This is a genomic window from Streptomyces sp. enrichment culture (assembly GCF_964272855.1).
Lineage (GTDB): Bacteria > Actinomycetota > Actinomycetes > Streptomycetales > Streptomycetaceae > Streptomyces.
Window position 1 is genome coordinate 2256089 of the sequence record NZ_OZ186847.1, and the last position, 18733, is coordinate 2274821.

At 73.1% G+C, this 18733-nt stretch carries 13 protein-coding genes; 3 read left to right on the forward strand and 10 right to left on the reverse strand.

Annotated features, from left to right (window positions below; all coding sequences use genetic code 11):
• The first annotated feature begins 9 nt into the window (after window positions 1–9).
• Both ACSU6L_RS09580 and ACSU6L_RS09585 read left to right on the forward strand, forming a co-directional pair.
• Window positions 10–1683 carry an ATP-binding protein gene (locus tag ACSU6L_RS09580; RefSeq protein ID WP_437055492.1) on the forward strand — a complete coding sequence of 558 codons (1674 nt, stop codon included), beginning with the start codon at window positions 10–12 and terminating at the stop codon, window positions 1681–1683.
• Window positions 1680–2360, forward strand: coding sequence for a response regulator (locus tag ACSU6L_RS09585; protein ID WP_437055494.1), 681 nt, complete (start codon window positions 1680–1682; stop codon window positions 2358–2360). Before ACSU6L_RS09580 ends, ACSU6L_RS09585 begins: the two co-directional genes overlap by 4 nt.
• Window positions 2361–2441: 81 nt before the next feature.
• On the opposite strand, the gene ACSU6L_RS09590 is transcribed toward ACSU6L_RS09585, so the two are convergent.
• The 3 genes from ACSU6L_RS09590 to ACSU6L_RS09600 all read right to left on the reverse strand — a co-directional run bounded on the left by ACSU6L_RS09590 (window position 2442) and on the right by ACSU6L_RS09600 (window position 6702).
• Window positions 2442–4034: a solute symporter family protein gene (locus ACSU6L_RS09590; RefSeq protein ID WP_437055496.1), complete on the reverse strand. Its 1593-nt coding sequence runs from the start codon at window positions 4032–4034 to the stop codon at window positions 2442–2444.
• A complete protein-coding gene (locus tag ACSU6L_RS09595) occupies window positions 4031–4498 on the reverse strand; it encodes a DUF485 domain-containing protein (RefSeq protein ID WP_437055498.1) in 468 nt (155 codons plus the stop codon). Before ACSU6L_RS09595 ends, ACSU6L_RS09590 begins: the two co-directional genes overlap by 4 nt.
• A gap of 80 nt (window positions 4499–4578) precedes the next feature.
• Window positions 4579–6702 carry a DNA gyrase/topoisomerase IV subunit B gene (locus tag ACSU6L_RS09600; RefSeq protein ID WP_437055500.1) on the reverse strand — a complete coding sequence of 708 codons (2124 nt, stop codon included), beginning with the start codon at window positions 6700–6702 and terminating at the stop codon, window positions 4579–4581.
• Window positions 6703–7146: 444 nt separating this feature from the next.
• Between ACSU6L_RS09600 and ACSU6L_RS09605 the strand changes: the two genes are divergently transcribed.
• Window positions 7147–7377, forward strand: a complete 231-nt coding sequence (locus ACSU6L_RS09605; protein WP_073939430.1) for a DUF7455 domain-containing protein — start codon at window positions 7147–7149, stop codon at window positions 7375–7377.
• A 112-nt stretch (window positions 7378–7489) separates the two neighbouring features.
• Here the strand turns inward: ACSU6L_RS09605 and ACSU6L_RS09610 are convergent, their stop codons facing one another.
• The 7 genes from ACSU6L_RS09610 to ACSU6L_RS09640 all read right to left on the reverse strand — a co-directional run bounded on the left by ACSU6L_RS09610 (window position 7490) and on the right by ACSU6L_RS09640 (window position 18695).
• Complete coding sequence (locus ACSU6L_RS09610) at window positions 7490–8356, reverse strand: S1 family peptidase (RefSeq protein ID WP_437055502.1); 867 nt, start codon at window positions 8354–8356, stop codon at window positions 7490–7492.
• 154 nt (window positions 8357–8510) lie between these two features.
• Window positions 8511–10052, reverse strand: coding sequence for an RNA polymerase sigma factor (locus tag ACSU6L_RS09615; protein ID WP_365514834.1), 1542 nt, complete (start codon window positions 10050–10052; stop codon window positions 8511–8513).
• 463 nt (window positions 10053–10515) lie between these two features.
• Complete coding sequence (locus tag ACSU6L_RS09620) at window positions 10516–11403, reverse strand: FadR/GntR family transcriptional regulator (RefSeq protein WP_437055505.1); 888 nt, start codon at window positions 11401–11403, stop codon at window positions 10516–10518.
• 162 nt (window positions 11404–11565) lie between these two features.
• Entirely contained in the window at window positions 11566–13671 is a 2106-nt protein-coding gene (locus ACSU6L_RS09625; protein WP_437055507.1) for an ABC transporter ATP-binding protein, read from the reverse strand.
• Between the two features lie 95 nt (window positions 13672–13766).
• Window positions 13767–14525: an NUDIX hydrolase gene (locus ACSU6L_RS09630; protein ID WP_073939434.1), complete on the reverse strand. Its 759-nt coding sequence runs from the start codon at window positions 14523–14525 to the stop codon at window positions 13767–13769.
• Between the two features lie 94 nt (window positions 14526–14619).
• Window positions 14620–16869: a glycogen debranching N-terminal domain-containing protein gene (locus ACSU6L_RS09635; protein ID WP_437055509.1), complete on the reverse strand. Its 2250-nt coding sequence runs from the start codon at window positions 16867–16869 to the stop codon at window positions 14620–14622.
• A gap of 257 nt (window positions 16870–17126) precedes the next feature.
• Window positions 17127–18695: a DUF4192 family protein gene (locus ACSU6L_RS09640; RefSeq protein ID WP_437055511.1), complete on the reverse strand. Its 1569-nt coding sequence runs from the start codon at window positions 18693–18695 to the stop codon at window positions 17127–17129.
• Window positions 18696–18733 lie beyond the last annotated feature (38 nt).

Sequence of the window (18733 nt, forward strand, 5' to 3'; positions counted from 1 at the left end):
GTCGTGGGTATGAGCCCCACGTCCCCCGCCCGCCGCCTGCGCCTCGGCCTGCCGCGCCGGGTGTTCTCGCAGGTGCTGCTGATGCAGGTGGCGATCGCCGCGGGAGTCGCGGTGCTCGCGACCGGGCTGTTCCTCGCGCCGCTCGGCGACCAGCTGGACGACCAGGCCATGCGCCGGGCGCTCGCGATCGCGCAGACCACCGCGGCCCAGCCTCGCCTCGCCGAGGAGGTCCGGAGCACACCGCCGACCCCCGGCGGGCCCGTCCAGCGGGAGGCCGAGCGGATCCGGAAGGCCACCAGGGCCGAGTACATCGTGGTGATGGACACGCGCGGGGTGCGCTGGTCGCACACCGAGCCGGCGGAGATCGGCCGGCATGTCTCCACCGACCCCAGCGAGGCGCTCTCCGGCCGGGATGTCATGGAGATCGACGAGGGCACCCTGGGCCGCTCCGCGCGCGGCAAGGTGCCGTTGCGCGACGGCGACGGCGAGATCGTCGGTGCGGTGTCGGTCGGCATCGCGTACGACAGTGTCCGCGCGCGGCTCATCCACGCGATCCCGGAGCTGCTGGCGTACGCCGGCGGCGCCCTGGCCGTGGGCGCGCTGGCCTCCTGGCTGATCTCGCGCCGGGTGCAGCGGCAGACCCGCGACCTGGCCTTCTCGGACATCGCGGCGCTGCTCGCGGAGCGCGAGGCGATGCTGCACGGCATCCGGGAGGGGGTCGTCGCCCTGGACCGCGCGGGCCGGGTCCGCCTGCTGAACGACGAGGCGCAGCGCCTGCTGGGCATCGGCGACGAGGCCGTGGGCCGCTCCCCCGACGAGGCGCTGGGCGAGGGGCGTACGGCCGACGTGCTGGCCGGGCGGGTGACGGGCACCGATCTGCTCACCGTGCGCGGGCAGCGGGTGCTGGTCGCCAACCGGATGCCCACCGGCGACGGTGGGGCCGTCGCCACCCTGCGGGACCGCACCGAGCTGGAGCAGCTGGGCCGGGAGCTGGACTCCACCCGCGGCCTGATCGACGCGCTGCGCGCCCAGGACCACGAGCACGCCAACCGGATGCACACGCTGCTGGGGCTGCTCGAGCTGGAGATGTACGACGACGCGGTGGAGTTCGTCGGCGAGGTGGTCGGCGATCACCGGGCCACCGCGGAACAGGTCACCGAGAAGATCGAGGACCCGCTGCTCGCCGCCCTGCTGGTCGGCAAGGCGACCGTCGCGGCCGAGCGGGGGGTCGCGCTGCGGCTCTCCGGCCGCACCCGGCTGCCGGACCGGCTGGTCGACGCCCGGGGACTGGTCACGATCGTGGGCAACCTGGTCGACAACGCCCTGGACGCCGTCGCGGGCACGCCGCACGCGCGCGTGGAGGTCGAGTTGCAGGCCGAGGGGCGGGCCGCCGTGCTCGCGGTGCGGGACACGGGGCCCGGGATCCCCGAGGAGCGGCGCGAGGTCGTCTTCACCGAGGGATGGTCGACGAAGGAGCCGCCCGCCCACCGCAAGCGCGGCATCGGCCTGTCCCTGGTCCGGCGGCTGGCCGAGCGGCAGGGCGGTTCGGTGACGGTGGGCGAGGCGCCCGGCGGGGGCGCGGAGTTCGTCGTCGTCCTGCCCGAGGCGCTGGCCGAGCCGGGGCCGCGGCCCGCCCTGACCGTGCCGTCCGCCGCGCGGACCACCGAGGAGGAGTCACGATGATCGAGGTCCTGGTCGTGGACGACGACACCAGGGTCGCGCGGGTGAACGCCGCGTACGTCGAGAAGGTGCCGGGCTTCCATGTCGCCGGGGAGGCGCACCAGGCCGCGGAGGCGCTGCGGCTGCTGGAGACGCTGCCGCACGTGGATCTGGTCCTCATGGACCACTATCTGCCCGACGGGACGGGCCTGGCGGTGGTGCAGGAGATGCGCCGGCGCGGGCACCAGACCGACGTGATCATGGTGACGGCCGCCCGCGACGTGGCGACCGTGCAGGCGGCGATGCGGCACGGCGCGCTGCAGTACCTGGTCAAGCCGTTCGCCTTCGCCGGTCTGCGCGCCAAGCTGGAGGCCTACGCGCAGCTGCGCCGGACCCTCGACGGGGGCGGCGAGGCGGAGCAGGCCGAGGTGGACCGCATCTTCGGCGCGCTGTCGGCGTCCTCGGAGCCGGATCTGCCGAAGGGCCACTCCCCCACCACCGCGGAGCTGGTCCGTCAGTCCCTGATGAACGCGGAGGGCCCTCTGTCGGCGCTGGAGATCGCCGAGCGGACCGGGGTGAGCCGGCAGACCGCGCAGCGCTATCTGAAGCTCCTGGAGCGCACCGGGCGGGCCACGCTGACCCTCAAGTACGGCGACGCGGGCCGCCCGGAACACCGTTACGTGTGGGCGACCCGCGCCTGACGCACGGCCCAGGGGCGGGGGAAGGACCGTGCCCCCAGGGGTACGGACGCGGGCCGCCGTTTTCTCGACGGCTGCCCGGCCTCACGCCGCCCCGGCCCCCGTGAGCGAGCGCACCTCCGTCTCCGCGTGTCCGGCCTCGTCCGGGGTCTCCGCCGAGGTGACCGTGCCGAGCCAGCCGGCGAGGAAGCCCAGCGGGATGGAGACCAGTCCCGGGTTCTGGAGCGGGAAGAGCTGGAAGTCGGCGCCGGGGAACAGCGCGTCCGGGCCGCCCGACACCACGGGCGACAGCAGCATCAGCGCCACCGCCGGGATCAGCCCGCCGTAGACGGCCCAGACGGCGCCCCGGGTGGTGAAGCGGCGCCAGAACAGCGAGTAGAGCAGCACCGGCAGGTTCGCGGACGCGGCGACGGCGAAGGCGAGACCGACCAGGAAGGCGACGTTGAGGTCGCGGGCGAGCAGTCCGAGGGCGATGGCGACGGCGCCGATGCCGACCGCCGCGACCCGTGCGACGGCCACCTCGCCGCGGGGCTCGCCGCGCTTGCGGCGCAGCGACGCGTACAGGTCGTGGGCGACGGACGCCGAGGAGGCGAGGGTGATGCCGGCGACCACGGCGAGGATGGTGGCGAACGCGACGGCGGCGACGATCGCGAAGAGAACCGTTCCGCCGGTGGAGCCCGCGCCGCCGCCGAGGTCCAGCGCCAGCAGCGGAACCGCCGTGTTCCCGGCCGCGTTGGAGGCGCGTACGGCGTCCGGGCCCACGATCGCGGCCGCGCCGAAGCCGAGGACGATCGTCATCAGGTAGAAGCCGCCGATGAGCCCGATCGACCAGACCACCGAGCGCCGCGCGGCCCGTGCGGTGGGCACGGTGTAGAAGCGGGACAGGATGTGCGGCAGCCCGGCGGTGCCCAGCACCAGCGCGAGGCCGAGGCTGATGAAGTCGAGGCGGGCGGTCCAGTCCTCGCCGTACGTCAGCCCGGGGGCCAGGAAGGCCGTGCCGTGGCCGCTGCGGTCCGCGGCGGTGCGCAGCAGCTGGTCGAAGTCGCCATGGAACCGCAGCAGTACGAGCACGGTCAGTGTGATCGTCCCGCCCAGCAGCAGGACGGCCTTCACGATCTGGATCCAGGTGGTGGCCCGCATCCCTCCCAGCGACACGTAGATCACCATCAGCGCGCCGACCCCGATGACCGTCCAGGCCCGCGCGGCTCCGCTCGTCCCGCCCAGCAGCAGCGCGACCAGGCTGCCCGCCCCCACCATCTGCGCCACCAGGTACAGAACGGACACGGCGACCGAGGAGGTTCCCGCCGCGATCCGCACCGGCCGCTCCCGCATCCGTGCGGCGACCACGTCGGCGAGGGTGAACCGCCCGCAGTTGCGTACCAGTTCGGCGACCAGGAAGAGCACCACCAGCCACGCGACCAGGAAGCCCACCGAGTACAGCAGCCCGTCGTAGCCGAAGAGCGCGATGAGTCCGGAGATGCCGAGGAAGGAGGCGGCCGACATGTAGTCGCCCGCGATGGCAAAACCATTCTCCATCGGCGAGAACAGACGCCCGCCCGCGTAGAACTCCTCGGCCGAGCCCTGTCGGTGACGGCTCACCCATGTCGTGATCCCGAGCGTGACCGCGACGAACCCGCTGAACAGCACCAGGGCCAGCGTCTGATGATCGCCCGTCATGAGGCACCGCCCCGAAGACCGCGCGTCAGTTCCTGGGTGTCCCAGCGCAGTTCGAGCGCCGCGCGGTCCCTGCGCAGCCGGGCGTGCCGGGCGTACGCCCAGGTGAGCAGGAAGGTGGAGAGGAACTGTCCGAGCCCGGCCACCATGGCCACGTTCACCGCGCCCACCACCGGCCGCGCCATGAACCCGGGCGCGGTGGTGGCGGTCACGACGTACCCCACGTACCAGGCGAGGAAGGCGGCGGACGCCGGCACCACGAACCTCCGGTACCGGCTGCGCACCTCCTGGAAGGCGGCGCTGCGCTGCACCTCCAGATAGACGGCCGCGGCGTCCACCGCGCCGTCCTCGCGCCGCTCCGCCCGCTCGGGGCGCGCGGAGGGCACGGTGTTCGCGGGCGTCGCGTCCGCATCGCCCCAGCCGGAGGCGAGCGCGTCGTGCCAGGGGTCGTCGTACGTTGCGTGCATGCCCAAGGATGGACAGAACGGGAAGATCCGTGACTCTTCTTCTCCCCGCTCTTCACCCCATCAGGTGACGGGCCTCCCGGCTAGGCGTCGATGCGCGAGCGGTCCAGCGTCGCCGCCGAGCTGGAGATGAACTCCTTGCGCGGCGCCACGTCGTTGCCCATCAGCAGGTCGAAGACCTGCTCGGCGGCGTCGAGGTCGGAGAGGTTGATCCGGCGCAGGGTGCGGTGGCGCGGGTCCATGGTGGTCTCGGCCAGCTGGTCGGCGTCCATCTCGCCCAGACCCTTGTAGCGCTGGATGGTGTCCTTGTAGCGGACGCCCTTGCTCTGGAACTCCATGAGCTTGTCGCGCAGTTCGCGGTCCGAGTACGTGTACACGTACTTGTCCTGGCCCTTCTTGGGCTGGATCAGCTCGATCCGGTGCAGCGGCGGCACCGCCGCGAACACCCGGCCGGCCTCGACCATGGGCCGCATGTAGCGGTGGAACAGCGTGAGCAGCAGTGTCCGGATGTGCGAGCCGTCGACATCGGCGTCGGTCATCATGATGATCTTGCCGTAGCGGGCGGCGTCGATGTCGAAGGTCCGGCCGGAGCCCGCCCCTATGACCTGGATGATCGCGCCGCACTCGGCGTTCTTCAACATGTCGGTCACGGACGACTTCTGGACGTTGAGGATCTTGCCGCGGATCGGCAGCAGCGCCTGGAACTCGGAGTTCCGGGCGAGCTTGGCGGTGCCGAGCGCGGAGTCGCCCTCGACGATGAACAGCTCGCTGCGGTCCACGTCGTCGCTGCGGCAGTCGGCGAGCTTCGCGGGCAGCGAGGACGACTCCAGAGCCGTCTTGCGGCGCTGCGCGTCCTTGTGCTGGCGGGCGGCGATACGGGTCCGCGCGGCGGCGACGACCTTCTCCAGGACCACCCTGGCCTGCTGGGCGGCGTCACGCTTCGTGGCCGTCAGGAACGCCTTCAGCTCCTTGCTGACCACGTTGTTCACGATGCGGCGGGCCGCCGAGGTGCCGAGCACCTCCTTGGTCTGCCCCTCGAACTGCGGCTCGGCGAGCCGCACGGTGACGACCGCGGTCAGGCCCTCCAGGGCGTCGTCCTTGACGATGTCGTCCTCGGCGACGCGCAGCAGCTTCTTCGCCCGCAGCACCTCGTTCACCGTCTTGGCGATCGCCTGCTCGAAACCGGCGACATGGGTGCCGCCCTTGGGAGTGGCGATGATGTTGACGAAGGACCTGACGGTCGTCTCGTAGCCGGTGCCCCAGCGCAGGGCGACGTCGACACCGAGTTCCCGGGTGACCTCGGTGGGCGTCATCTGGCCGTGCTCGTCGAGGACCGGGACCGTCTCCTTGAACGTGCCCTGGCCGGAGAAGCGGAGCACGTCGCAGACCGGCCGGTCGGACGCGAGGAACTCGCAGAACTCGCTGATGCCGCCGTCGAAGCGGAAGGACTCCTCGCCCTTGCTGCCGCCCTCGCCGAGGCCGTACTCGTCACGGACGACGATGGTCAGGCCGGGCACGAGGAACGCGGTCTGGCGGGCCCGCTGGTGCAGGTTCTCCAGGGAGAGCTTGGCGTCCTTGAGGAAGATCTGGCGGTCGGCCCAGTACCGCACGCGGGTGCCGGTGCGGGTCTTGGGGATCTTCTTCGCCTTGCGCAGGCCGCCCTTGGCCTCGAACCGGGCGTCCGGGCCGACGGCGGCGAAGGCGCCCGGCACTCCGCGCCGGAAGCTGATGGCGTGCGTGTGGCCGTTGCGGTCGACCTCGACGTCCAGCCGCGCGGAGAGGGCGTTCACCACGGAGGCGCCGACGCCGTGCAGACCGCCGGAGGCCGCGTAGGAGCCGCCGCCGAACTTGCCGCCGGCGTGCAGCTTGGTCATGACGACCTCGATGCCGGACAGGCCGGTCTTGGGTTCGACGTCGACCGGGATGCCACGGCCGTTGTCGCGCACCTCCACCGAGCCGTCGTCGTGGAGGATCACCTCGATGTGGTCGCAGTAGCCGCCCAGGGCCTCGTCGACGGAGTTGTCGATGATCTCCCACAGGCAGTGCATCAGACCGCGGCTGTCGGTCGATCCGATGTACATGCCCGGGCGCTTGCGGACGGCCTCCAGCCCCTCGAGGACGAGCAGGTGCCGAGCGGTGTAGTTGGAACCGTCCCGGTCTGCTCCTGCCAGCAGCGCTGTGGACGGCACGGACGTCTCGGCGGTCACGCGGTTCGCTCCTCGCTGAATTTCAGATGGGGCCCGTCTGGGTAAGGCCTGGCTTCGGTTGCCGCTCAGAGGGTACCGAGGCCTGGTAGAGCCGTTGTAACGCCACCCTCGTCTGAACTCAGACTAGTCCAGAGTCGCATGCGTGTTCGATCCCTCGATGGAGTGAAGTACATATCACGTTCCATTGGAGGCATGAACCATTTAGGCTCCGGGCACGTCCTCATGAACAAACCGGCAACCCGGCCGGGAGGACCGAGACCGACAAGACAACCGCGCGAAACCGTACGACACACAGACACGCACTACGGCACATTCGCCGCCAACCGGCAGCAGCCAGCCGCCTCGGAAAAAATCTTTCGAGGAAAAGCCGCGAGCGGGAACGTTTTGGGGCTGGTTGGATGTTGACCCTGGTACGACAGCTCGTCGAGCTAGAGAAGAGGCGACGTGACTACTGTTCTGACCCCCGCGAGCCCGCTGACGGCCGCTGATCGCTGCGACCGCTGCGGCGCCCAGGCATACCTGCGCGTCGTCCTGCTCAGCGGCGGAGAGCTGCTCTTCTGCGCCCACCACGGCCGCAAGTTCGAGCCGGAACTCAAGAAGATCGCCGCTGAGATACAGGACGAGACGGAGCGGCTCACCTCCGTTCCCGGCAACGCCTCCGAAGAAGAGCGCTGACATACGGCGTCCACGACGAGCCAGTGCCGGCCCAGGCCGGTGAACGGGCGGCCGACCCCGGACATGGGGTCGGCCGCCCGTCGTCCTACCCGGCCGGGCCGCTCAGGCTCCGTCAGGCGCTGCCATCGCTCTCCTGGCGCGCCCGGTCCCAGCCCAGCTGCCGCAGCGCGTCGGAGATGCGTGTGTAGACACCGGGGCTGTTGGCCTGCCCGCAGCCGCTCCCCCAGGACACCAGTCCGATGAGCCGGCCCTGGGCCACCAGCGGCCCACCGCTGTCCCCCTGGCAGGAATCCCGGCCGCCCGCCGCCTCCCCCGCGCACATCATGGCCTGGGAGAGATAACTGCCGTCACCACCGCCCGGATAAGCCGTCTCACAGATCGTGTCGGGCAGCACATGCACCGGCGCGGCCCGCAGGCCGTAGGAGTAGTCGCCGGTGCCCGTGGCATCCCCCCAGCCGTAGACGGTGGCTCCCGTACCAGGCTCGTACGCCGGGTCCCCCGCGCCGGCCATTCCGACGACCGCGCCCTGGGGCAGTGACTCGGCGAGGGTGAGCACCGCGAAGTCCCCGGCGTTGCTGCCGTCGTCGTAGGCGGGATTCACCCAGCTCTGGCGCACCGCTATCTCCTGGCCCTGGGTGGTACGCAGATCCGTGCGCCCGGCGATGATCTTGAGGTCGCGCACCTGGTTCGGCGGCGCGCCCAGGACGTCCTCGGCGAGGCAGTGCGCCGCCGTGAGCACCGTGGTCGGGCCGACCGCCACGCCGCCGCAGAACTGTCCCGACCGCGTACCCCCGAACCGGTCACGGCTGGACAGCGCCACCGTCCAGGGCGCCTCGGACACATCGACCGGGAAGCCGCCCACGACGATGCTGTCGGCGGCCGCCGGCGTGGCGGAGACCAGCGGTGCCAGCGGTATCGCGGCCGCGGCGGCCACCAGGGTCAGCGGCCGGGCCAGCGCCCGGGCAAAGGGGTGACGCATACGCACTCCTCACTCTGGGGTGGTCATGGAACACCCAGAGTGATCCAGTACGCGCCGCACCGCACCCGCGGGGACCGCCGCCCGGCATCCGCTCAGCACGAAGGCCCGGTCCCGCGGTGGCGGAACCGGGCCTTCGACGTCGTACGACCGCGACCTAGTCGAGGTAGTCGCGCAGCACCTGCGAACGCGACGGGTGGCGCAGCTTCGACATGGTCTTGGACTCGATCTGGCGGATGCGCTCACGCGTCACGCCGTACACCTTGCCGATCTCGTCGAGGGTCTTCGGCTGACCGTCGGTGAGACCGAAGCGCATGGAGACGACGCCCGCCTCGCGCTCCGACAGGGTGTCGAGCACCGAGTGCAGCTGCTCCTGGAGCAGCGTGAAGCTGACCGCGTCGGCCGGGACGACGGCCTCGGAGTCCTCGATGAGGTCACCGAACTCGCTGTCGCCGTCCTCGCCGAGCGGGGTGTGCAGCGAGATGGGCTCGCGGCCGTACTTCTGGACCTCGATGACCTTCTCCGGGGTCATGTCGAGTTCCTTGGCCAACTCCTCCGGGGTGGGCTCGCGGCCCAGGTCCTGGAGCATCTGGCGCTGCACGCGCGCGAGCTTGTTGATGACCTCGACCATGTGCACCGGGATACGGATGGTGCGGGCCTGGTCGGCCATGGCGCGGGTGATCGCCTGACGGATCCACCAGGTGGCGTACGTGGAGAACTTGTAGCCCTTGGTGTAGTCGAACTTCTCGACCGCGCGGATCAGACCGAGGTTGCCCTCCTGGATGAGGTCCAGGAAGAGCATGCCGCGGCCGGTGTAGCGCTTGGCCAGCGAGACCACCAGACGGAGGTTGGCCTCCAGCAGGTGGTTCTTGGCGCGGCGCCCGTCCTCGGCGATGATCTCCAGCTCGCGCTTGAGCTTCGGGGCCAGCTTGTCGGCGTTGGCCAGCTTGTCCTCGGCGAACAGACCCGCCTCGATGCGCTTGGCCAGCTCGACCTCCTGCTCGGCGTTGAGCAGGGGGACCTTGCCGATCTGCTTGAGGTAGTCCTTGACCGGGTCGGCGGTGGCGCCGGCCGCGGCGACCTGCTGCGCCGGGGCGTCGTCCTCGTCCTCGTCGGACAGCACGAAGCCCGCGCTCTCGGCACCCTCGGGCTCGTCGCCCGGCTTGGTGTCCTCGAGAACCTCGTCCTCGAGAAGCTCGACGTCGTCCTTCTTGGCGGTGGTCTTCTTGGCCGCCGTCTTCTTGGCGACCGTCTTCTTCGCGGCCGCCTTCTTGGCGGTCGTCTTCTTGGCAGCTGCTGCCTTCTTGGCGGGTGCGGCTTCCTCGGCGGGATCGACGGCAGGCTCGGCGGGCGCGGACGGGGCGGCCGGCGCGGCGGTGGCCTTACGGGTGGTCACCGTCTTCGCCGCGACCGCCTTGGTGGCGGTGCGCTTGGCCGGGCTCTTCGCTGCGACGCTCTTTCGGGTGCGCTTGGGTTCCGCGGCACTGACCATCAGCGTCACACCCTCTTCCTCGAGGATCTGATTGAGGCTGCGCAGTACGTTCTTCCACTGAGTGGCCGGAATCTGGTCAGCTTCGAAGGCCCGACGCACGTCATCGCCGGCGATCTGCCCCTCAGCCTTTCCCCGCTCGATGAGCGCCATGACAGAGACGGACTCGGCGATCTCCGGCGGGAGCGTACGGGATGTGCTGGCCGACACGAACAACCTCTCGGAACGTTGGAAAACGACTTCCGGCCCCGTCCACGGCGGACAGGAGCCGACCGCCGGCTTGGGAATGGGCCGACGGCGCGGGCGGGGGCCGGGAAGATGCACAGCGCCTTGAACGGCGTCCGTATTCCCTCCGCGGCTGTCACCTCTTAGGTCATCGCGCTGTTCCCCCGAGCGTTACGGCCAATCTGCGTGGCCCGAGTCACACCCCATAAGCGATCAAAAACGGTCAGACAGTGACAGACAGGGTCGCTCATGGTTCATCCAGGGCTGCCGTCGCGCCGTCGGACCCCGCGGATCTTGAGGATTCCGCGGGGCCCGACGAGAGACGGCCCGCCGGGCCGGACGCCGAAGAAGAGGGCGACGCCGGGGTGGGCGATGCCGGGGAGCGCCGCCGGAGAGAGAGGAAGAGGAAGGGGGGAAGCCCTCCGGCCGCGACGCCCGCGATGCCCGCTCAGTGCTCGCGCGGCGCGGGTACCACGCGCTCCACCTCGGGGTGGACGGTGAGGAGCTGCCGCATGGCCGCCTCGGCCGCCGCGCCGTCGCCCGCGGCGAGCGCGTCCACGATCCGGCCGTGGTGGGCCAGCGTCGCCTCGTTCGGCCGGTCACAGCCCGTGACCGGGCCCCCGGAGACCTGGAGGGCCGCCGAGACGATCCCGGACAGGTGCTCCAGCATGCGGTTGCCGGCGATCTGGATCAGCAGCGAATGGAACTCTGTGTCGGCGCGGGAGAAGGTGAGCGCGTCACCCTGCCCCATGGCGTGGCCCATGATCTCGACCATGTCGGACAGTCGCTGCTGGATGTCCTCACGGCCGTGGCCGGCGGCCAGCCGCGCGGCGAGGGGCTCGATCGTCCAGCGCAGCTCGCTCAGCTCCCGGCGCTGGTCGTCGCGCTGCGGCCCGAAGGCCCGCCACTCGATGATGTCCGGGTCGAGCAGGTTCCAGTCGCTGACCGGACGGACCCGCGTGCCGACGTTCGGACGGGCGCTGACCAGGCCCTTGGCCTCCAGGACGCGCAGTGACTCACGGACGACGGTGCGGGAGACCTCGAAGCGCTGGCCGATCTCCTCTGGCACCAGTGGGCGGTCGGCGCCCAGGTCGCCGGAAACGATCATCTGGCCCAGTTGCTGGACGAGTTGGCCGTGCAGGCCGCGGCCGCGGCTGCCCGCGGCTCGTCGGCCCACCCGGCCCAGCTCGGGGTCCGCGCCCTCCCAGGCGGGGGCCCCGACGCGGTCCGCGGGGGCGGTCTCGGCGTAGGGGTAGCGGTCGAGTTCGCCGGGGCCGGACAGGCCGGAGTCTGCGGCGCGGGCGGAGGTCATCATGGTGTGCGCAAGGGTACTCACGCATCCTTTGTCGGCGCCGTCCTCAACTCCCTTGAGGTCTTTGGTGAAAAGCACACGAAAGGGTGATCGCTCACCTCGTCGCAATTGACGCCTTATCGGAAAGAAACGGGCTTTCTGCGAGGGAGTTGTGCACAAGGGGGACCGGAAGGGCGCGGGGGGTTGTCATCGGGCCCCGCTCCGCAGGGTCGTGAGCAGATAAGCGCAGAGCAGGGCGGCCAGCGACAAGGTCAGCGCGCCGCCCACGGGTTGGGCGAGCACACCGGCCACGGCCGACAGATAACGCTCTCCCCCGAAGGGCCACTGCGACAGCAGCAGCTCGCGCAGCCGCAGCGGGAGTCCGGCCGCGCTTCGCACGGACGGTCCCGCCAGGATCTCCTGTACGAGGGGTACGACGACGACCGGTACGGCGACCACCGCCGCCAGCCCCGCCGTGGTGGACCGGAAGACACCGGCGGCGAGGACCCCGGCCCAGGCGCAGCCGATCACCAGCCCGACCCAACTCGCGCCGAGCGAGAGCCAGTCCGGGGGAACCCGGGCGAGCTCCCGTCCGTAGAAGAGATGGAGCAGCTCGGCGTCGCAGCCCACGGTGAGCACGGCCAGGACGAGCGCGGTGACCGCCGAGACCAGCAGCTTCGCCGCGAGCAGACCCAGTCTGCGGGGCACGGTGCCGCGGTCCGCCGCCAGCGCGGGGTGGCGGAACTCGTCCCCGAAGGCCAGCGCCCCCAGCAGCCCGGCACCGAGCGCCGCGGGCGGCAGCGGCAGCTCCCGGGGCCAGGCGGCGAGCAGCCGGTGCTGCGGGGTGTGTCCGACACGGGCCAGGAGTACGGCGGTGAGAGCGGAGACGACGAGCACGACGGCCCCGGTGAGGAACCCCACGCGGATCCCGGTGGCCCGGCGCAGCTCGTAGCGCAGCGGGCGGAGGGGGCTGGGAGCGGGGCGGACGGAGATGGGGGGCGGGAGCTCGGGGAGGGATTCCGTCGAGGAGGGCGAGTGGGGAGAGGGGGTCGAGGGGGTCGAGGGTGAGGGGGGCGGCAGGCGCGAAGGGGGCGTGTCCGGGGTGGGGGGTGGTTCGGGGAGCTCGGGTAGGTCGCGAGGGGGTGCCGGTGATGCGGCTGGGGTGCCGGCCTCCGGGGTCGCCGGGGCCGGGGCGGGCTGAGCGGTCTCGGCCGGGGTGGGTGTCAGCGCGGGCGTCGTTTCGCCGGCGGGTGCCGTGGGTGGCTGCGGGGGCGTCGCGTCTGCGTGCTCGGCGGCGTCCGGTTCGGCGCCGGGAGTCTGCGGGGCGTCCGGCTCGGCGCCGGGGGCCTGCGGGGCGTCCGTCCCGGCGGGCTGGCCGGCGTGGTCCGGTCCGCCCGGTGGGGGTTCCGGCGGGAGCTGTGCCGTCTCTCCCGCGCCGGCGCCCATGTCGCCCACCTCGTCGGCGAGTTGGTGGACCAGGATGCCGTGCCGGAACGCGGTCTCGCCGATGTCGGCGCATGTACTGCCGTACACGGAGAGGCGGTTGCCGCCTTCCGGTACGACCTCCACGGAGCGCTGCCCGGTGCGGGCCTCCTTGGTGAGGACGGCGGCGAGGCGGGCGGCGTGCGGGGTGCGCACGGCGACCCGTGGGCGCAGCCGGGTGCGGGCGAAGTCCGCGGCCTTCTGGTCGGCGATCACCCTGCCCCCGTCCAGGGTGACGACCCGGTCGGCGGTGCGCGCGGCCTCCTTGGGGTCGGCCGTGGTGACGAGGACGGTGCCGCCGTGCGCGGCGTGGGCGCGCAGCATGCCGTACAGCCAGCGGCCCTCCCGTGCGGAGAGCCCGTCGGCGGGGTCGTCGAGGACGAGGGTGTGCGGGTCGGCGAGCAGGGCGCAGGCCAGGCCCAGGCGGCGGTCCACGCCCCGGGAGAGTGTGCCGAGGCGTTCGTCGCGCAGGCTGACCAGTCCGACCGCTTCGAGGACTTCGTCCGCCCGCCCGACCGGGACGCCCGCGGCGGCGCACAGCATCCGCAGATGGCCGCGGACGGTGCGCCCCGGGTGGCCCGGCACGTCGCCCAGGAGGACGCCCACTTCACGCGACGGGTGGGCGATGCGGTGCAGCGGGCGCCCTCTGAAGTGGGTGACGCCACGGCCCTGTTGGAGTTCGAGCATGAGCCGCAGCACCGTCGTCTTGCCCGCGCCCGTGGCGCCGAGCAGCGTGGTGACATGGCCCGCGCGCGCCTCGAAGGAAACGTCGTCGACGGCGGGCGGAAGATCCTTGCGGGGGTCGCTGGTCAGTCCGAAGGCCTGGATCACCTGAAGCAATTTAGCGCGCTATATACCGTTTTCCGGGCATCGAACGGCCTGTCCATGGAGCAGGCGCTCGTCTCGGGCCCTTCGGGGCGCCCGGCTCACACCTCGGGGCGCAGCATCGGAGGGTTGAGGAGCGTGGCACCGCCGGCGCGGAAGAGCTGGGCGGGGCGGCCGCCCTGGCGCGTGGTCGTACCGCCGGTGGGGACCAGGAAGCCCGGTGTGCCCGTGACCTTCCGGTGGAAGTTGCGGGGGTCGAGCGCCACGCCCCACACCGCCTCGTACACCCGGCGCAGCTCGCCGACGGTGAACTCGGGCGGGCAGAAGGCGGTGGCCAGCGACGAGTACTCAATCTTGGAGCGGGCGCGTTCCACCCCGTCCGCGAGGATCCGCGCGTGATCGAAGGCGAGCGGCGCCAAGGGGTCGCCTTCCCGGCCGTAGCCGGCCTGTTCCAGCAGTTCCTCGACCGGCGCCCAGCGGGCGTTGCTGGCGTCGCCGCCCGCGCGGGGGGCGGGCAGGTCCGGGGCGAGGGCGAGGTGGGCCACGCTGACCACCCGCATCCGGGGGTCGCGGTCCGGGTCGCCGTAGGTCGCGAGCTGTTCCAGGTGGGCGCCGTTGTCCTGGGCGGGAGCGGCGGGGTCGTGGACCCGCAGTCCGGTCTCCTCGGCCAGCTCGCGCGCCGCCGCCTGCGCCAGGTCCTCGTCGTCCCGTACGAAGCCGCCGGGCAGCGCCCAGCGCCCCTGGAACGGCGGCTCGCCCCGGCGTACCGCCAGCGCACACAGGGCATGGCGGCGCACGGTCAGCACGACCAGGTCCACGGTGACGGCGAAGGGCGGAAAGGCTGACGGGTCGTAGGGCATGCCGCGATCATAGTCGTCTGCCTGACGATAAACACTCCCTTCACAGGTCACATCGCCGGCCCCGCTCGCCTCCCCGACACCCCGGCCCGCACGCTCACACCCCCAGCTGCAGACCGTCTGCGGCCTCCTCGACCATGGCGAGGCCGAGACGGCTGACCCGTACGGAGAACGGGGCGCCCGCCACCCGCAGGCCGGTCAGGCAGAGCTCGCCCAGGGGGGCGGTGCGCACGGGGCGCAGGGTGACCGTGCGGGCGGGGGCGTCGGGGCGGATTCCGGCCAGGATGGTCAGCAGGAGGACTCCGGCGGCCGCGGCGGTGGCGGCCGGCCGGCACGCGGCGGGGTGGGGCAGCGGGGCACTGCCGTCGGTGCGCTGCTGCCCCGCGTACATCTCCGGCAGCCGGTGGCCGAAGACCTCCGCCGCCGCGACGACACCGCGCAGCAGGGACGTCGCCTCCTTCTCGTAGCCAAAGGCGGCGAGGCCCGCGACGGCGATCGCCGTCTCCTGGGTGCGTACGGCACCGCTGCGATGGCCGAAGGGGTTGTGGCCGGGCTCCTTCGCGCCCAGTCCGCGCAGGCCCCAGCCCGAGTCCATCGCCGGGCCGCCGAGCAGTCGGGCGAGCTGTTCGGTCCGCACCCGGTCGAGCAGGCCGGGCGCGTGCTCTCCCCCGCCGAGCAGTCCGGTGTCCAGGAGGTGTGCCGCGCCCGACCCCAGGTGGGGCACGGGGCGGCCGTCCGGGGTGAGCGCGGCGGCGGGGCGTCCGCCGCCGAGGCCGTCGACCCAGAAGTCCTCGTGGAACGCCGTCCGCAGGGCCTCGGCCCAGTGCCGCAGCCCGGCGCCGCCGGGTCTGCCGCAGGCGTCGAGCAGATCGGCACCGAGCAGGGCGGCGCGGTGGGCGTGGGCCTGGGTCTCGCAGCGGACGGGGCCTCCGGGCTGCGGGTCGCGGAGGTAGGGGCCGTCGCCCACGGTGGTCCGCAGCCAGGTCAGACAGCGTTCGGCGGCCGGCAGCAGCTCCTCCGTCTCCGGGTCCTGCAGGCCCCAGCGGCGCGCCTCCGCGAGCAGTACGGGGAAGAGGAGGGTGGCCTCCGTGCCGGTGCAGCCCGGCGGCAGATGGGGCCCGGCGTCCCGGCGCGGTCCGGGGATCAGGCCCGACTGCGGGCGGGAGCCGGTGACTTGCGTACGGGCGAGGGTGCGCAGGGTGCCGGCGGCGAGCCGGGTGCCGAGGGGCAGCGCCATCCGGGCCGCCGCGAGCGCTTCGGCGGGGGCGAGGCCGCAGCGCCAGGGCGCCCCGGCCGCGGGATAGGTGTCGGCCGGATGCTCCGGGTCGCGCAGCAGCAGGGCCTGGAGGTCTTCGACGCTGGTCCGCAGGAGCGCCTCGGCCCGGGGGTCGTCGCCCGTGGCGTGGGCGGGGACGACCGGGCTCGTGGCGGCGCGGCCTACTGCCCGGACGGGCGCGGCGCCGTCCAGACGTACCCGCAGCTCCACGCCGGCGCTGCCGCCCGGTGGCAGCTCGAACTCCCAGCGCAGCAGCCCGGCGGAGGCCAGCGCGTCGGAGGGCGGCGGCTCGGCCGAGACCGACGACGCGCCCGTGGGGCATGACCAGCGCAGGCCCGAGTCGTGGACGCTGGCGGGCACCTCCGGTCCCGGTTCGCCCGCAGCGATCGCGCCGAGCGCGGCCAGGTCCGTGCCGAGCGCCACCTCCACCGGCAGGCGCAAGGGGCGGGTCGCGGCGCTGTGCAGGGTGATCCGCTCCGTGCCGTCCGCGTGGCGGATGCGTTCGACGACGACGTCAGGGTCCGGTCCGCCGTGCGGGGACACGCTCAGCGTGCCCACGAAGCGGGCGCGGTCGGCTCCGGTCATCCGGGCCTGCACGGGGAGGGGTTCGCGCCCGGCCACCCGGAGCCGGCAGCGGGAGAGCAGGCGCCGCCCCGCACGGTAGAACCCCTCCAGTCCGTGGCCGGTCAGCTGGCCCTGCTCCGTGGAGACGGCGAGGCCCGGGAGGGCGACGCAGATGAGGGCGGTGTGCGTGGGGGGCAGCTCGCCGGCCCGGCGTGGCGGCGGGGACGGCGGGTGCGGGGACGACGCGGGCCGCGGTGACTGCCGGGCGGATCCGGCGGGCACCCACTGGACGCCGGGCCGGTCCGCGCCGCCCCCTGCACCGGTCGCCCGTCCCTCACCCGTGCCGTCCGGCACGGCCGCTCCCGCCGCTCTGTCCGGGGTTCGGTCCGCACCGGCCCGCGGGGGCGGCGGTCCGGTCCGGTCGCCGGGCGGGGCGATCCGGGGGTTGCCGCCCAGGGGCGTGGGGCGGTGGGGAGCGTCGGGCCAGAGCGGAGTCGGCTGGTGCATCGGGGGCGGCTTCCTCTACGCGCTGTACGCCTGGGGCGAGGTCGGCGCCGGTCGCGGGGTTCCGGCAGGACGGGGTGGGTGCGGCGGCACGGCCCGTGCGGGTGTTCCGCCACTCAGGTGAACGGGGCGAGGCTGCTCCGGGTCACGGCCGTGATCGGCCGGGCCCGCGGAAACGCGGTAACGGTGAGGGCGGAGGTTGCCGTGATGACGACGGTGACGGTGATTACGGCGGTGGCGGAGACGGGCCGCGCCGGGCGTCATGCCTCCTCCCGCGCACTGCTGCCGCCGGAGGGCAGGGCCCCCGGGCACGTCCCGCGACGCCGCGCGCCGCCCGCGCCCCTGCCCGACGAACGTGGGCGGGTGCCGCCGGCGCGGGCCGCGCCTGGGTGCGTGCCGGCGGTTGCGGGGCGGGGGCGCGGGGGCTTCTTGGAGTCCGCACGGCGCGCAGCCACCCGGCCGGAATCCCGCTCGTGCGGTGCCGCCGCCGTGGAGTCCCGCCCGGTGTCCGCGTCGCGCGGCGCCGGCGACGGCCCGGCCGGCTTCGGACCGGTCGCCTCCGGCCCGCTCGGCTCCGGAGCTGCCGGCTCCGGAACTGCTGGGTGCCCGGTGGTGTCCGGTGTGGCCGGCGTCGGTCGGTCATCGGTGGCGGCGTGTGCCGTGCGGTCGGTGCGTTCCGCGCGGAGGCAGCGGCGGATGGATTCCGGGTCCAGGCCCTCGTTGACCGCTTGGTGGAGGAGGCGGGCGAAGAGGTAGTCGGGGTCGGCGCCCAGGGCCATGGCCAGGGCCTCGCGGGCCTCCAGGTCGTCGCCGGTCGACCAGGCGACCCAGCCGGCGAGGGTGAGCGGTGCCGCGGCGTGCTCGCCGTAGGGGCCGACGCAGCGGCGGGCCAGTGTCCGCCAGAGCCGGAGCGCGGGCCCGGCCTCGTCGCCCTCCATCCACTCCGCCGCGCGGTCACGGGTCGTACGGTCCTGCAGACCGAGGATCAGCGCGGCGGCCTCGTCGTGGTCGACGAGGTCGTCGTCGCGGAGGTCCGCCAGGAGCGCCCCGGTCACCGGACGGGCCGTGGCCAGCCGTCCGATGATCCGTTCGGCCAGCGCCAGCGTCTCCTCGGCCACGCCGGCGCGGCCGGTGTCGTCGAGAATCCGGGGAACGAGGCTCATGCTGGCGGTGTCCAGGGCGACTTCCTGCTCCAGGGCGGCCCCGGTCTCCCAGGGCAGCAGCCGGGCCCGCAGTTCGCGCAGGGTGCCGCGCACCTGGAGCCCGGCGTAGGTGGCGGCGGCCGCCAGGACGGACGTGCCGGGCAGGCCCATCGGCTCGCCCTCCGGCGGGCAGCACCCCGCCCTCTCGCAGCAGTACGACCAGAAGCGTCCGCCGGAGATGCACAGCGCTTCGACCACCGGTGCGCCGAGGAGACCGCACTCGGTCCGCAGCCGCTCCGCCAGCGGGCGCAGCCGTTCCATCACCTCCCGGCCCGTCTCGCCCGCCCCGGGTTCCTGGCAGAGGTAGGCCACCATCCGCTCCGGCGGGGCTCCTCTGCGGGTGCTGCCCGTCATCAGACCGCGTGACAACTGGGCCGCGACCGGCGCCCAGTCGTCCGGGTTGGTGGGGATGCCGAGCCGGGCCCGGCCGCCGAACCTGCCGCCTCCGCCCCGGTCGTGGAGGGCGACCAGCACGATGCTGTCCTCGGGGCGGTACCCGAGCAGATACGGCAGGGCGTCGGCCAGTTCGGCCGGGGTGCGCAGGGTGACCCGGTGCGCCTCCCGTCCCGTGATGTCGCCGTTTTCAGAGGTATTGAAGGGATCGGTGGTTTCGCCGTGATTCGTCATGCGAAGACGATCTCGCGGACCACGAAACTCCGCTTGCC